The organism is Paenibacillus campinasensis (genome assembly GCF_002272015.1).
GTDB classification, from domain to species: domain Bacteria; phylum Bacillota; class Bacilli; order Paenibacillales; family Paenibacillaceae; genus Paenibacillus_AQ; species Paenibacillus_AQ campinasensis.
Genome location: NZ_NPBY01000010.1, coordinates 149,478 through 165,230, shown reverse-complemented (window position 1 = coordinate 165,230; position 15,753 = coordinate 149,478). Strand labels below are relative to the sequence as shown.

Annotated in this window: 10 protein-coding genes; all 10 read right to left on the bottom strand. The window is 54.3% G+C overall.

Annotated elements, in window-relative coordinates; all coding sequences use genetic code 11:
* Positions 1-1,489, bottom strand: a 1,489-nt coding sequence (locus tag CHH67_RS03510; protein WP_095263592.1) for a DNA gyrase/topoisomerase IV subunit B, incomplete at its 3' end; no start/stop codon positions are given.
* Between the two features lie 102 nt (positions 1,490-1,591).
* The gene (locus CHH67_RS03505; RefSeq protein WP_095263591.1) at positions 1,592-2,581 is read right to left on the bottom strand and encodes an ABC transporter permease; all 990 of its coding nucleotides are present in this window, start codon (positions 2,579-2,581) and stop codon (positions 1,592-1,594) included.
* Positions 2,574-3,542 carry an ABC transporter ATP-binding protein gene (locus CHH67_RS03500; RefSeq protein WP_095263590.1) on the bottom strand — a complete coding sequence of 323 codons (969 nt, stop codon included), beginning with the start codon at positions 3,540-3,542 and terminating at the stop codon, positions 2,574-2,576. The genes CHH67_RS03505 and CHH67_RS03500 overlap by 8 nt, the downstream gene beginning before the upstream one ends.
* A gap of 62 nt (positions 3,543-3,604) precedes the next feature.
* Positions 3,605-4,450 carry a GDSL-type esterase/lipase family protein gene (locus CHH67_RS03495; RefSeq protein ID WP_095263589.1) on the bottom strand — a complete coding sequence of 282 codons (846 nt, stop codon included), beginning with the start codon at positions 4,448-4,450 and terminating at the stop codon, positions 3,605-3,607.
* Between the two features lie 195 nt (positions 4,451-4,645).
* A complete protein-coding gene (locus CHH67_RS03485; protein WP_095263587.1) occupies positions 4,646-5,740 on the bottom strand; it encodes a threonine aldolase family protein in 1,095 nt (364 codons plus the stop codon).
* Positions 5,741-5,921: 181 nt separating this feature from the next.
* Positions 5,922-6,764, bottom strand: coding sequence for a CAP domain-containing protein (locus CHH67_RS03480; protein WP_095263586.1), 843 nt, complete (start codon positions 6,762-6,764; stop codon positions 5,922-5,924).
* Between the two features lie 284 nt (positions 6,765-7,048).
* Entirely contained in the window at positions 7,049-7,510 is a 462-nt protein-coding gene (locus CHH67_RS03475) for a GNAT family N-acetyltransferase (protein WP_095263585.1), read from the bottom strand.
* 140 nt (positions 7,511-7,650) lie between these two features.
* The gene (locus CHH67_RS03470) at positions 7,651-9,450 is read right to left on the bottom strand and encodes an ABC transporter ATP-binding protein (RefSeq protein ID WP_413773600.1); all 1,800 of its coding nucleotides are present in this window, start codon (positions 9,448-9,450) and stop codon (positions 7,651-7,653) included.
* 68 nt (positions 9,451-9,518) lie between these two features.
* Positions 9,519-11,303, bottom strand: a complete 1,785-nt coding sequence (locus CHH67_RS03465) for an ABC transporter ATP-binding protein (RefSeq protein WP_095263583.1) — start codon at positions 11,301-11,303, stop codon at positions 9,519-9,521.
* Positions 11,304-11,627: 324 nt separating this feature from the next.
* Positions 11,628-15,293 carry a dynamin family protein gene (locus tag CHH67_RS03460; protein ID WP_095263582.1) on the bottom strand — a complete coding sequence of 1,222 codons (3,666 nt, stop codon included), beginning with the start codon at positions 15,291-15,293 and terminating at the stop codon, positions 11,628-11,630.
* Positions 15,294-15,753 lie beyond the last annotated feature (460 nt).

The following is a 15,753-nucleotide window of genomic DNA, read 5'->3' as shown; positions in this document are numbered from 1 at the left end:
ATACAATCGCCCGGTACTCCTCGTTTTTCAAAATATCAGCCAGCTTCGACTTCTCCGGGTTCATCGGCTTGCCCTTCAGCGGCAGAATCGCCTGGATTTTCGAATCCCGGCCCTGCTTCGCCGAGCCGCCAGCGGAATCGCCTTCCACGATGAACAGCTCCGTCCGTGTGAAATCCTTCGATTGAGCCGGCGTCAGCTTGCCGCCCAGATTGGAGCTCTCGCTGCGCTTCTTGCCGCTGCGCATCTCGTCTCTGGCTTTGCGGGCCGCTTCGCGGGCTTTGGAAGCCTGGATCGCTTTCTTCAGCAGCGTTTGCGCAACTTGCGGATTCTCCTCCAGGAAAATCTGCATCTTCTCGGTTACGATACTATCGACCGCACTGCGGGCGGAGGCGCTGCCAAGCTGATCCTTCGTCTGGCCGACGAATTCCACCTCCGACATTTTGACGCTGATGACCGCCATCATCCCTTCCCGCAGATCGTTGCCCTCCAGGTTCTTGTCCTTCTCCTTCAGAAGGCTGTTCTTCCGGGCATAATCGTTCATCACACGCGTGTATGCCGTCTTAAAGCCGGTCTCATGCGTTCCTCCGCCCCGGGTCGGGATGGAGTTGACGAAGGATGCCAGCGTCTCCGTATAACCGGCATTGTATTGCAGCGCGATCTCCACTTCGATATCATCCTTCTCGGCATAGAAATGGATGACATCGTGAAGCACATCCTTGCCTTCATTCAGAAACTGAACGAACTGGCTCGCTCCGCCTTCGTAGAAGAACTCTTCGCCATTGCCGCTTCGCTCATCCTTGAGCACGATGCGCAAGCCCGAGTTAAGAAACGCGATCTCCTGAAGCCGCTCGGCCAACGTGTCGTAGTTGAGATTGGTGCTGGCCGTGAAGACGCGTGCATCTGGCTTAAACGTAATCTTGGTCCCGGTCTTGTTCGTATTGCCAAGCACCTCAAGCCCGGTCACCGGCTCACCTACATGCTCCTTGCCGTCCTTGTCCTTCCAGTACTCGAAGCGCTGACGATGAATTTTGCCATCGCGATAGATCTCCACTACGAGCCATTCGGACAGCGCGTTAGTCACCGATGCACCAACCCCGTGCAATCCGCCCGATTTCTTATATCCCGACCCGCCGAATTTACCGCCAGCATGCAGAATCGTAAAGACCACCTGTGGAGTAGGGATGCCTGTCTTGTGCATGCCGGTCGGAATTCCGCGCCCGTTATCATAGACGGTCACCGAACCGTCTTGATGCAATGTAATTTCAATTCTCGTGCAGTACTTGGCCAAATGCTCGTCAACGGCATTATCCACGATCTCCCACACCAGATGATGCAAGCCGGACGTGCTGGTGCTGCCTATGTACATGCCTGGCCGTTTGCGTACCGCAACCAAGCCTTCGAGCACTTGAATGTCGTCAGCATCGTATCCTGAACGGCTGTTACCGCCATTCTGTGATGACTCTGCAAACAAATCGATCTGTTCGACCATTCATGCTCCTCCTTCAATTCTCATATCAAATCATTCAATAACGATACTTTGGGAATCATACCCTAGAAAAAATGCAAACAGATGTTTCATGCTTTGTCCATTTTAATTCAATATATCCCTTCTCGTAAAGACGCTGAATGAAACTAGGATGGCCAAAGCCGCCCAAACCGCCAGTACAATCAGGGAAAAATTGAGTGTCATGCCTTCAATTGGAGGCAGATTGCCGGCCAAATAGTCGGTCAGGTTCAAATTCACCATGAACAGATATTTGGCACTGTTCCAAGCGGAGGCCATGTTCGTCAAAATATTGCCTGCAATGAGAGCCGCCATCATAATGACGATGCTGGCCGCCGTGCTTCGTACAAGCACGGACACCATAAAGGCCAGCATGCCGACACAGACACCGACATACCAGACGAGACCGCCTTGCATCAGCAAATACTTCCACTGCGGCACCGCTTGAACCGTGGACATGTCGACCTCCGAGCCTACGATCGTAAAGCCCGTGAATATCGGCAGATTAAACCCGGCGTAGCCGAAGGCCAATCCGGACACAAGATAAGCGATAATATATGCCGACACCACGATGAGCGAGATAAACATCAACAGTGCGACCAGCTTGCTGAGCAGCACTTTCCATCGCTTGACCGGGCGCGTAAGCAGCATCTTGATCGTCCCCGTCGTCCGCTCCCCGGACACAATATCGGAGGCGATCGCCATAATCATGAGCGGGATGAACAAGGAGATGGAATTATTCATGAACTCACGGGTAAATGTGACGCCATTCGGTTCATTAGGATTTACATCATGCTCCAAATAATACCGCATTTGCTGAATAAAAATCATCCGGTATCGCTTCCATTCATCCGGAATCCGGTCGCTGCTGAGCGAAGACTCGTTATCCGTGATCCGCTGCTGCAGCTCCAGCCGCCAGTCGCTGTTAAACTTGTCGCGGCTTCGCTCAGCCGATTTCATCTGTGCATATGTAAACATCGGCACCAGAACGAGCAGCACAAGCAATATGACATAAAATCGCTTGCGTTTGACAATTTTTATCGTTTCATTCTGGATCAAAGGCCACAAGCTACTCAATATTCTCACCCTCCGTCATCTGGAGGAACAGCTGCTCCAGTGTAGGATTGATCCGGTGAACCGCCCGAATCTCGATACCTTCGCGAACGAGCCGCTCGACCGTCCGGGAGGTGGCATGCTCTTGCATTCGCGTCACAATTGCATCCGAGGACATCCCGGCTAATATTCCATCATCCAGCTCTTCTTCCGGATGCTCCACTACCTGGCAAGCCTCCAGCTGCTCCAATATCTGCTTGCCCTTCGCAGCCGGCTGAAGATCCCATATCACCAGATCGCTGCTGCCGGATATCAATTCCTCCACTTCGCCGACAGCCAGAATCCGGCCGCTGCTAATAATGGCCACCCGGTCACACAGCAGCTGAATTTCACTGAGCAGATGACTGGATACAAATACCGCCAGCCCCTCGGCCGCTAAGCGCTGAATGAACTGCCTCATCTCCTTGATTCCCTTCGGATCCAGGCCGTTAGTCGGCTCATCGAGGATGAGCAGCTTTGGGCGGCCAAGCAGCGCCTGAGCGATGCCCAGCCGCTGTCTCATGCCAAGGGAATAGGTGCTGACCTTGTCGTGAATTCTTCGGTTCATCCCGACCAGATCAACCACCTCGGTGATTCTGGCCTGATCAACTCCCTTTTGCATCCGCGCAAAATGTTCGAGATTTTCCCAGCCGGTCAGAAACGAATACATCTCGGGATTTTCCACGATCGAGCCGACATAACGAAGCGCCTGCTCCTGCTGACGATTGACATCATAACCGCTGACCTTGATCATACCGGAGGTCGGCTTGATCAAATCGACCAGCATCCGGATCGTCGTCGTTTTGCCGGCTCCGTTCGGGCCGAGAAAGCCGAAGATTTCGCCCGCTCTCACATCAAAGGTCACGTCGTGTATAATCCATTTTCGACCAATCTTTTTCTTAACATGCTCGACTGACAATACAACTTCCGAAGATTTTCCGTTCAACGCTTAAGCCTCCTCCGCTATCTTCATGCTCGCGGCTTTACGCCAGGCGGGCGTCCCGCCTGTCACAACAAGCCTTTCACGATTCGTTCCGCTATCGCCTGATATCCCTCGCCGTTCGGATGGAAATGATCCGAGGATAAATACACATCCAGCTTGTGCTGGAACAGGTCAAACGTTGGAACTAGCGTCATATTGGCATCCCGGCTGATCATTTCCATCGCGGCCTGATTCCAGGCGGATACCACGATATTTCCGGGGATGAGCAGCTCCGGCAAATCCGCAAACGGATGATACAGCCCTACGTAGACAATGCGGGCATGAGGGTTAATCTCCCGCAAGGTTCCCAGGATGCGCTGCAATCGCTCGGTTGCCTGCGGGAGCGCCTCCATCAGCAGTTCCGGATCCAGCTCCAGCTCGGCAGCGCCCGAGTTTACAGAAGATAACAGACCGCTGCCTTGAAACAAGTCATTGCCGCCGATGGTCAGCAAGATCAAATCAGCCTGCTCCAGTGAATATCGGACCCCTCGTTCACCAAGCTTCGGCAGCAGCTGCTCAGTGGTTTGCCCGTTGACGGCCAGGTTATTCAGCATCTCCGTTTCCCGGCCCTCCGCATTCAGCAAATCGATGGTGCGCCGCACATACCCGCCTCCGGCATCTCCGGTTCCCCTTGTCAGCGAGTCGCCGATGGCCGCCACCTTAATGGTCTCCGGAAGCGCAGGCAGCCCCTGTGGCTCCGCGGTCACTGGCGGCACGGATTCGATCTCGGTTTCGCCTGGTTGCTCAGTGATTAACTGTCCCTGGGGATAGTTAATATCCCGAAACGCATATACAAAGCCGGCAATGAGCAGAACCGTAGCTACGATCGAGGCTGTAGCGGCGATTCGCCATATCCAGGCAGTTGATTTCATAAGCTCCTCTCCCTCCTGTGAAGTTGGCACACCGGTTAGTCATGATCGATCCTGAAATCATCTGATTCGTCATCATTGATTCTGAAATCACCAGGCTCGTCCACTGCATGAATCGTTCGTCCGGCAACCATTATGTACATTACCTTAAAACTTCCGGGATTCATTTGCAATATGACATGGCGTTTCAAGCTTCCATCATAAGCGTTGGCGAAGCTGCTCATCCAGCAGACGAAACGCTTCTTGCAGCTTAAGTTTCGGCACGCCTACGTAACGATCACCGATCGTTACTTCATAACGGCATGAAACGTCATCATCGCTGCTCAAATAACTGGTCAGGCCGACCCCTGTTGTTTCACAGATGTCAATCATAACAGCCTCCAGTTGGTCCTTCGGCAGAGGCACAAGCACATGAAACATGTTCGATACCGGCACGTTCGGAAGAACCGTAACTCCGTAACAAGCATGATAGAAGCTCGCCAGTTCCTTGGCCCCCTCGTAATATTGCGCCATGCGGGACTCACGCTGATCAAAATAATAATCGGCGCTTAGAATATAGGGATACAGGCTGATCAGATCGCCGCCGTGCCGCCTTTTCCACACTTTGGATGTATGAATGAAATCGGCATCCCCGGCCAGCACCGCGCCCGCAATCCCGCCGATGCCTTTATATAACGAGATGAACACACTGTCAAACAGGCTGCTGATTTCAGCCGCGGACCGTTCATAATACGGCGTTATTTCTAACAAGCGCGCTCCATCCATATGCAGCTTGATGCCGCGTTTACGGCAGTAGGCCGAGATCGCCTCCAGCTCCTCGTATTCAGGCAGCTGGCCCCCGATCTCCCGCTGCGGCAGCTCTAATAGCAGGCACGCAATCTCGCCTTCAATCTGCCGCACATCCTCCAGCCGGATGACTCGATTGTTGTCCGCAATAAGCACCGTTTCGATATGATGAAGCTCCTTCAAGCCATCCTCTTCGTGGATCTCCAGATGGCATAGCGGATGATAAGCCACCCTCTTCAGCTGCTGCCGGTCACACCAAATGCGCAGTGCGATCTGCTGCGCCATCGTTCCGCTCGGGAAAAAGACAGCTGCTTCCTTTCCCAAATAGTCGGCCATCCGGTTTTGAAACTCCTCGATGATTTTCCCGCCGCCGTAGTGGTCGCCCTGCATCGTGCCATCCGCAGCGTCAAGCGCATCTTTAAGCATTTGCACATTGCGTTTGCCATGACCCGTTACCGGATAAGCAGCCCCGATGAATGCTTCAATCAGTGTCTTGTTCTCTGTCATCCGCCTCGTTCTCCCCTTTAAACATATTGTCACTATGCCTAAAGATATCATATCGGCGTTTGTTGCCGCAAAATAAACCTTCGGACGTCGCCCGCCAGCGGCGCAATAAAAAGCCGTTTCATTCCGTAAAAAGAATGAAACGGCTATCGAAGCTCCTGGGGATATCGTGGACATCACCCGATTATTGGCTAATAAATTCTTGAACCCAGTATCCGTTATAATATCCGACACCAATCATCGTAAAGTTCGGAGACAGGATGTTCTCGCGGTGACCTTGGCTGTTCATCCATGCGTTCATCACTTCCTCTGCAGAACGCTGACCCATCGCGATGTTCTCACCAGCATAGCGGTACGAAATGCCGTATGCCTTCATCATATCAAATGGGGAGCCATGGGTAGGCGAGGTGTGGCTGAAGTAATTGTTGTCGCTCATATCCTTCGCTTTATCTACCGCCATGGTCGTCAGTCTGTCATGAACCGTGAGCGGGCTCAGACCTGCCTTCGCACGCTCCTCATTCACCAGTTTCACAACTTGGGCAGCAAAGCTGGATTGATCCGTTGTGCCTGCAGGCTGTGCTGGAGCAGACGGTCTGCTCGGCGCTGCGTTATTTCCGGATCCCGGTTGGCTGCTCTCGGGCTGACTTGCTGACGGCTTCTCTGCAACCGGTGCCTTTGGCTTATCCGGCTGGCTTGTCGAAGGTTGATCTGTCGATGGCTTGCTTGGTGCCGGCTTCTCGGCCGACGGCTTGTTCGCTGCTGGCTTGTCTTCAGCAGGCACCTCAGCCGATGGCTTGTCCACCGCTTGACCCTTGCCCGGTACGGACGGAAGATCCACTTGATACTGGATCAGCCACTTACCCCACCACTGGCCTTCGAGCAATTTCTGAACCGCTTGCTGATAGTTCTGAATCGGCTCGCTCTTGGCCGGTGCGGCCGATGCGGTTTGCGGAAGCAGCATGCCTACAGCAAGGACCGCTGCGATACCGGTCGTGCCGGCGATTTTCTTGAAATTATGTTTGCTCATGAATAAGTCATCTCCTTATTAACCAATGGAATGATTCCGGCGCCTGATCGCATAGATGTTCAGTCTGGGTGTTGTTTCTTAAGTATTGCTGCGATCAGACAATGGTTACATTTTTGTAATTAACTTACGACCACATTGTAACATATCTAAAATTCACAACAAGCCCACAAAAAATGGCAGGCTGATCCGGCCTGAACAACAAAACCGCCCCGGCATACCGGGACGGTTCAAATCAAAAGAAAAATACCCATCACATCCGTGATGGGTTCATGAAAGCAAGAAGACTACAGCTTCTTGCTAAACTGATAACAGTTCTTCTCAAATCCGATATGTTCATAAAACGCATGTTCCGGGGCAAGTTCTTCCCGGTTGCCGCTCACGAGAAACAAGAGGTTGCTACCCTGCTGCTTACCCCATGCTTCTGCTGCCCGGATTAATCGTTTGCCGATTCCTTGGCCGCGGCAGTTTGAGGTTACAATTACCGAAGTAATTTGAGTGACCTGCTCGGTCTTAACGAAGGATTTGACTTGTCGAAGCATGATCATTCCTACAACCTTGCCATCCAGTTCTGCAACCATATTGCAGTGCAGCGGATCGGCAGACATTGCCTCCATCCGTTCACGCATCACATTCAGCGTGGTCGGATAATTCAATTCTCGCATTAGGGAGGTGACAGCTTCCAAATCTTTCTGCTCAAAGTTTCGAATCAGCAGTGCAGGCGCAGACACAACGCTTTCGATGCTCATTATAACCTCATGCTTCCCTTCTTCTATGAAATTGTAAAACTACTATCTCTATTTTGTTAGTTTATGAAGAAGATTGCAAGAGCGATACGACATTTTTTTTACATTTGTGTCGGATTTGTTAAACCTTTGTTAATCCAATTTTACAAAAAACGGTATTGTGCCTCAATCAATCCGTAATAGGTACCTTTTTCCTTCATCAATGCCTGATGATTTCCTTCTTCAATGATCCGGCCATGATCGAGAACAACGATATGATCTGCATGCCGAATCGTGGACAATCGGTGGGCAACGATAAAGGAGGTGCGGCCTTTAAGCAGCAGTTTGAGCGCTTCTTGAATTTTCAACTCGGTTTCGGTATCGATGCTGGCCGTTGCCTCGTCAAGAATGAGAATGCGCGGGTCAGCAAGCAAGGCTCTGGCAAACGACAGCAGCTGACGCTGCCCCATGGACAGCATGTTGCCGCGTTCCTCTACCTCGGTGTCATAACCATTCGGCATTTGAACGATGAACTCGTGCGCGCCGACAGCCTTGGCAACCTCTTCAATCTCCTCGTTGGTCGCATCGAGACGTCCGAAGCGAATGTTGTCGCGAATGGTCCCCGAGAAAATAAACGTATCCTGGAGCACGATGCCAATCTGATGGCGAAGGCTCTCCACCTCGACATCCCGGATGTCGTAACCGTCAATCGTCAGCTTGCCATCTGAAATATCATAGAATCGGCTGAGCAGATTGATGATTGTACTTTTACCGGAACCGGTGTGCCCTACAAGTGCAATGGATTGCCCGGCCTTGACATCCAGATTGATCCCCTTCAGCGCCTGACGTCCCTTCTCGTATTCAAACACAACGTTCTCCAGCTTGATGTCACCTTTAATCTGCGGGAGCTTGGTTGCGTTCGGCTTGCTCTTGATGTTCGGATCCTCGTCGATGAATTCAAAAATCCGTTCAGAGGACGCCATCGCCACGAGGAGCTGGTTGTACATTTGACCCAGGCGGTTAATCGGCTCCCAGAAGTTGCCGACATACTGGGCGAACGCGACCAGAAGGCCGATCGTCAGCTGTCCTTGCTGGATGAGGGTAGCCCCCAGCCAGAACAGAATCAGCGATCCGAAGCCGCCGGTAATCTCAATCAGCGGGCCGAACCCTTGGTTCATCGCAGATGCTTTATCCCAGGACTTTTTGCTGTCCTTGTTCATATGGTCGAAGAACTTCATGTTCTCCTCTTCTTGCGTGTAGGCTTGCGTCACCCGAATTCCTTGAATCGACTCGTTCAAGTGAGAGTTGATCCGCGAGTTCTTCGTCCGCACTTCCTGCCAGGCTCTGCGAATCCGAATGCGAAGCTTGGTCGAGATGAAGAACATGATTGGCACGGTCACGATGACCGCCAGCCCCAGCTTCCAGTTAATCAGAAGGAGGATAATGACGATCCCGAACAACTGGACGCAGTCAATGATCAGGTTGACGACCCCGTTTGTGAACAGATCCTGAAGCGAGTTGACATCGTTCGTAACCCGGACAAGTACGGAGCCTGCTGGGCGCTTGTCAAAAAAGTTGAATGACAGCCGCTGAATGTGGCGGAACAGATCGGCCCGAAGATCGTAAATGACCCGCTGTCCAATAATGTTCGTATACTTGATCCGGAAAATGCCGGTAATCCACTGAATGATGTACAGGACGAGCACGATGATCGTAATCTGATACAGCATCGTCAAGCTTGGAGTGCCAACGCTCGGATCAGGATCAATCGCCTTGTCAATCGCCATACTTGTCAGAAACGGAACAGCTAGCTTGGTCGCTGTACCGATGATCATCATCAGGGCGATCAGCGGTAAAATCTGTTTTGCATAAGGCCTCATATACGAGATGAGCCGGGTTAACTGCTTCCAGTTAAACGGCTTTTCAATCGCATCATCATCCTTGTACACAAAACGCTCGTTCATCTGTCCTTCCGGCTTGTTGTCCCCGGAGGACGTGCGCCTGTGCCGGGGCTCTGTATTTACATTTGTGCTCATACTTGCACCTGCCCTTGCGCCTTGCCAAGACCCTCTTGCGATTGTCTGGCAATAAGATCCGCATATTGTATTTTGTATACATCCTGATAAGGACCAGGAACCGCAATTAGGTCATTATGCTTGCCTCGCTGCACAATTTTCCCTTCATCCAGCACAAGGATCTCGTCAGCATGTCTTAATGAAGAAATTCGATGCGCAATAATAAAGGTGGTTCTTCCGCGCATCACTTCCTGGAACCCGGCCTGGATTTCATGCTCGGTTTCCATATCGACGGCGCTCGTCGCATCGTCCAGAATGAGGATTTTCGGATCCTTCAGCAAAGCGCGCGCAATCGCGATCCGCTGCTTCTGGCCGCCGGAGAGGCCCATTCCCCGTTCGCCGACGATGGTGTCGTAGCCGTCTTTCATTTCCATAATGAAATCATGCGCTTTGGCCAGCTTGGCAACGCGGATAATTTCATCCATCGATACATCCTTCATCCCGTAAGCAATGTTGTTCTTAATGCTGGAGGAGAACAAGAATGTCTCTTGAAACACGGTGGCAATCTGACTGCGAAGGCTTCTCACCTTAATATCATTGATGTTCACGCCATCCAGCTTGATCGTGCCCTGATTCACGTTATAGGCATGCATCAACAGCTGAATAATGGTGGACTTCCCGGAGCCGGTGCCCCCAAGCAGACCAATGACCGTTCCCGGAGGGGCATCGATATTGATATCCTTGACTGCCGCCATTTTGTTGCCGTAGGCAAAAGTGACGCCATCGAATACGACATGACCTTTGACCTCACTAGGCACCAGATCTACAGCATTCTCCCTGTCCTTGACGTCAATCGGCTGATTCAGCAGCTCCAGCACCCGTTCACCGGACGCTTTGGACTGCGTGTAGTTGTTGATATGGAAGCCAATGCCCCACAGCGGTCCGATGATGTACCAAATCAAGCTGAAAAAGGCAACCAGCTGGCCGAGCGTAATCGACTCGTTAATAACCATCGTGCCGCCGACCACGAGCAGAATGACCACGCTGATGTTGGCAAAGAGCTCCATAAGCGGAAAATAACGCGCCCAGATGCCGGAAGCAAAAATTTGGTTCGATTTGTAGCGTTCGTTCCGACCGGAAAACTTCTCCACCTCGTGCGGCTCGCGGGCGAAGGACTTAACGGTACGAACCCCGGTGATGTTCTCCTGGACCGCGGTTGTCAGCGAGCTGAGCGCCAGCCGCATCTCCTGGAAAGCCGGATGGATTTTGGACTCGAATTTAAGCGCTGCCACGACGAGAAACGGCATTGCCACCAGTGTGACCAGCGTCAGCTGCCAGCTGATGGTCAACATCATGATGGCGCCGAAGGTCACCATCAGCAGCATGTTAAGAAGCTGAGCGAAGCCGAAGCCGATAAACATCCGGATCGCTTCCAGGTCGCCCGTCAGACGGGACATCAGATCGCCCGTTCGAGCCGTGTCATAATAACGGAATGATAAAAATTGCAGCTTTTCATAGCAGGCATTTCTCAGCTTGTAAGCGAGAAAGTTTCCCAGTCGGCCACCAAAAAAGCCATGCAGAAACTGCATTGAGGCTTTCAGAATGACAACGCCAAGCACGGTAAGGGCCAGCTGCGGCACAATCCCAAAGTTCTGTTGCTTGATGGCATCATCAATCAGCACTTGCAGCAGATAAGGGTAGACAAGCCCTAATCCGGTTGCAATGGCCAGACACAGGATGGAAAGAAAGAGGTAACTTCGTTTCTCCCAAAAGAAGCCCTGCAGTTGCCTGAGAACATTCATGTTTTTCCTCCTTTGGATTTTCGTTCGGTTATGTAGCATTAATGAAGTTTATCACCGACCTCACCCCTCGGCAAAGAGAATAAATCGCCGTATATTCGCCTTTACCTCCCCATCCCGGCAAATTGGGGAACTTATCGTCGGTTCATGATTAAATAATCGTTAATTCTCATAAATACTGGGGCATGTTATCTCAATTCTTGTACCTTGGGCTTCCCGGAATTCAAGGCCTTATCGCAGCCTGAAAAATAAGCAATAAAAAGCCCCAGGCCCGCAGTGGGGCCAAGGGCTGGAAGCGCCATTAAATGTCATTTTTCACGCAATTTTCTACTCATCCGACCGCTGAGGCCGACGCTGAAGCTGCATATCCAATTCATGAGCCAGCTGCCGCCATACTTCCGGAGACTGCCCATCCTGAAGTGAGCTGACAAGAGCGTCCACCGCTTCGTCGAGCTGGGTCTTCAGCTGGCTAGCCTGAAGCTGCAGCGAATGGGCCAGCTGCTGTTCATAATGAGCAAGCAGCTGCGCCTCGCGAGCCTTCAAGGCAGCCGCGATCGCTTCCTTCACCTTAGGCTCCAGCGCTTCCCGGAGCTTTTGGCTGCCACTGCCTTCGAAGAAGGCTTTCGGGTTTTTGAAGTAAGGCCAGTAGGTAGACCAGTCCTCCCCGAGCTGCAGCTCGGTTTCCTGCAGCTCCGGAGCTGCCCAGTCCTTCTCCCGGCGAAGGGTGAGCGTACAGCCGGCCCAGCCGGAAATGTCCGACACCGCCTCATGCGCCGCCTGCTCCACCCATGTTCGGCCGGCCTTCTCCAGCCTCAGCGTGGTCGCCCACAGCTCCTGATCAAGCTCCAGCGACAGGGTGCGCATCAGATCGCGCCCGCAAGCGGCAAAAGCCGACTTCAGCTGCCCCGCTTCTTCGCGAAGCACCGATGGATGGAACGACTCCTGGAAGAAGCGGCCCAACGCATATTCCAGCCGCTGCCGGACATGGAACAGCAGCTCGCTGCACTCCCGGCCCATATCCTTCGCCAGATCCTGCCCGGCGAGCACAGACAGCCTCGCCAATCCTTGCTCCCGCGCCTCCTTCAGGCCGGCGATTCTCGCCGCCCGGGCATGCTCATCCTGGGCAGCCATATCCGCCCAGGACAGGACGCGGTCCCGGACCACAGCCATCTCATCATAGCCTGCGCGAAGCGACAGCCCCGGCAGTTCTTCTACCGCAAAGTGACCGAGCGCCGTCTCAAAGGCCGGAAAACCGGATTGGCCCAGCTGCTCCTCATCGCCCGCCCGCTTTCCTTCCAGCGCCAGCATGCTGGACACCGGAAAAATATGCGGGCTGCCTACACCGCTCCGCGTCAAATTGCCGCGGACATGCTTCACGACCTCTTCCAGCTCTTCTTCTGTGGACGCGAGATCGGCGGCGTTGACAATAAAAAACATTTTATCAAGCGCAAAGCTGTCCTTCACCCGGCCGAGCTGGGACAGAAACTGTCGGTCGGCCTTGGAGAACGCATGATTATAATACGTGACATACACAATCGCGTCCGCATTCTTAATGAAATTGAAGGTTACACCTGTATGGCGGGCATGAAGCGAATCCGCTCCCGGCGTATCCACCAGCACGATGCCCTGCTCGGTCAGCGGACAGCTGTAGTACAGATCAATGCCGTCAACGAAGCAGGATCTGGTCTCGTCTGCAACGTAGCTCCGGTACAGATCCAGCTGCACGTTCTCGGTCGTGCCGAGCTTGCTGCTCATCATCTCCCACCCGGCGGCCGCCGCTTTAAGAAATCCGTAATGCGGCAGACCGGCCGGATGAAGCCCTTCCGGGGTAAGCCGCTCGGCCGCTTGACGCCAGCTGCTCTCCGCCGGCGGCTCAAGGCCGAGCACACTGAAGGAGTATTTCAGATCCTCCCACCACATCTCGTAGGTTTTCATGCGGACGGCAGCCGTCCCATGCGGCATCGCATCGGTCGGCGCCATAATCCGGTTGACGGCAGCCGTTGTCGGATGCGGCGACACCGGCAGCACCGCTTCGCCGAGCAGCGCGTTGGCGAAGGAGGACTTGCCGGCGCTGAACGCCCCGAACAGCGCCAGCGTAAATGAGCCGCCCGCGAGCGCATCCGCGCGGGCGGTCAGATCCCGCGCGGCCGACGCCAGCGCGGGATGCGGCGCCAGCCGCTCGGCGGCAGCGCGCAGCTCCGCTGCCGCCGCCTCAAGGCGCTGGCGCCGCAGCAGCGCCGCGCCGCCAGGCGCGCCGGCGCGCGGCGCCGTGCGCCCGTGCCCCTCCGGCGCAGCCGGGGCACGGCCCGGGCCGCCCGCGGCCTGCTGCGCAGGCGCCGCGGCGGGCTCCCTCACCTCCGGCAGGAGGCCGGGGGTGAGGGCAGGCGGCGGCGGGAGCAGCTGTGCCAGCTCCGCCGCCCGGGCGGCTTCCGCCTGCTGCAGCGCAGCATAGCGGGCGGAAGCCGCCGATTGCGCCAGCAGCTCGGCGCGCTGGCGCTCCAGCTCCTGCAGACGGACGGCAGCGTCGTCCGTCATGGCAGCGCGCAGCCGGTCGGCCAGAGCCGATACGGCGCGCCGGTAGCTGGCCTTGATGTCCTCGGCCAGCTCCCGGCAGTAGTTCAGCACATACTCCCCGGACAGCATCACGTCCGGGTTCGCCTTCCGCAGCAGCTGCTCCGAAGTAACTGCCGGAAGCTCATTATCCAGCGCCGATTCCCAGTCCGGGGTCCACTGTGCATGCTCGCTGACCACGTCCCGGACCAACTTGCGGACATGCCAGTCCAGCTGCGCCTCGGCCTGCTCCTGAAGCCGGGACAGAAAAGCATCCAGCCGGCGCTTGCGCTCCTCTTCCGTCTTACCGGCGGAGAACAGGAAGCCGACCTTGAACCCGCTCCGGCGGCTGTCCAGAAAGGCCGCCCCCAGCTCCCGCACATCGGCCGGCGTCACATTCGCATTCGCGATGATCGAATCGGCGTCCTGGCGCAGCTGCGCCTTGACCTGATCCGGAAGCCCGCCGATGACACGCTTCTGCTCCTCCAGGCCGTCTAGGCGGCTTGCCAGGGCAGCTGCGGCCTCCTCACCGCCCATTTCCGCCAGCAGCGCTTCCTTCTCCTCCTGCTGACTTCGCACCAAAGCTTCCAGATGCTGATCGCCGACATGACGAACCGAGCGGGCAATGCTGTATGCCAGCAGCGGCTCCCGCTGCTTAAGCAGGCCGGAGATAACCCCCTTCAGCGTCTCCCACTGATTATACGGATGATCCGCGCTTTTCAGCGATGTGCATAACAGCCCTTTATACGTAACCTTCCACTGGGCAAAAGCCTTCTTCACATCGTTTAAATACGATTCCAGCGTCAGCTCGCTGTCCCGATGCTTGTCGATCTGGTTCACGATCAAGTACAGCGGCTTGCCCCAATCCGACAGGCTCTTGGCAAACATCAGATTGCTCTCGGATTGAACATGGTTATAATCCATAACATAAAACACAATATCGGCCATATGCAGTGCCGAATGCGTAGCCATCCGGTGCCCGTCATCGGTGGAATCGACACCTGGCGTATCCATCAGCACGCCATGTGTGCCAAGCAGCGGCACCTCATCCCATACTTCAATCGCCGCATATTCCCCGCCTTCCCGGCAATAGGCGCCCAGCTCCTCCGGTGTCGCCAGCAGCGGCGGAGCATCCGGAGATGACGAGCGGTGGATCAGCGCACGCGGCTCGCCATGACGTATCGTCACCACATTTGCGCTGGTCGGCACCGGACCGGACGGCAGCACCTTTTTCCCGCACAGCGCATTGATCATACTCGACTTCCCGGCAGAGAAATGACCACAAAACGCCAGCGTCAGCTCCCCGGCATTTCCTTTTCGTATCAAATCATCGGCCAGAGCAGCCGAAGCTTCATCGCCCCACTTCACAAATTGCTCCCGGACCTTCGTTAATCCGGACATGCTGGTTCCGCTTTCATATTCAGTAATCAGCTTCACGTCCATCGTTCTCCTGAGATTGTATTTGTTCATATCTCCATTATTCTAACACTGCCCGGGCCGTAAAGGAATCCATTATGTTGGAACTCCTGCCCAGAGAGTCAGCCCCCTAACCGTTTTCGACCTCCTCATTGATCGGACGCCTTTCACCGTTATCCCTTTTGATCAGGCAGAGGTATCAACTGCCGGGCATGGCTTGACCGACCCTATCATCGTGCTAACCCCCACGCCCCGGGAGCTGCACAAGGTGGGAAAAGAGGAGATGACGATGATAAGGACACAATAGCAATAATAGGTTTAGCTGAGAAGAAGTAGAAGTAGAAGTAGCAATAGCAGTAGCAGTAGCAATAGCAATAGCAGTAGCAATAGCAGTGACAGTAGCATTTGCATTTGTTTCTCTGTTTCTTGCATATTTCTCGGGTATTTCTTGCCTATCTCTTGCTTCGTCTCGCCTCTAGTTCTTTCT

What these genes read in the sequence shown, in the direction of transcription:
- CHH67_RS03495 (WP_095263589.1), bottom strand. Translation starts at nt 4,450, where the DNA reads ATGAAATCAACTGCCTGGATATGGCGAATCGCCGCTACAGCCTCGATC.
- CHH67_RS03485 (WP_095263587.1), bottom strand. Translation starts at nt 5,740, where the DNA reads ATGACAGAGAACAAGACACTGATTGAAGCATTCATCGGGGCTGCTTAT.
- CHH67_RS03480 (WP_095263586.1), bottom strand. Translation starts at nt 6,764, where the DNA reads ATGAGCAAACATAATTTCAAGAAAATCGCCGGCACGACCGGTATCGCA.
- CHH67_RS03475 (WP_095263585.1), bottom strand. Translation starts at nt 7,510, where the DNA reads ATGAGCATCGAAAGCGTTGTGTCTGCGCCTGCACTGCTGATTCGAAAC.
- CHH67_RS03470 (WP_413773600.1), bottom strand. Translation starts at nt 9,450, where the DNA reads ATGAACGAGCGTTTTGTGTACAAGGATGATGATGCGATTGAAAAGCCG.
- CHH67_RS03465 (WP_095263583.1), bottom strand. Translation starts at nt 11,303, where the DNA reads ATGAATGTTCTCAGGCAACTGCAGGGCTTCTTTTGGGAGAAACGAAGT.
- CHH67_RS03460 (WP_095263582.1), bottom strand. Translation starts at nt 15,293, where the DNA reads ATGGACGTGAAGCTGATTACTGAATATGAAAGCGGAACCAGCATGTCC.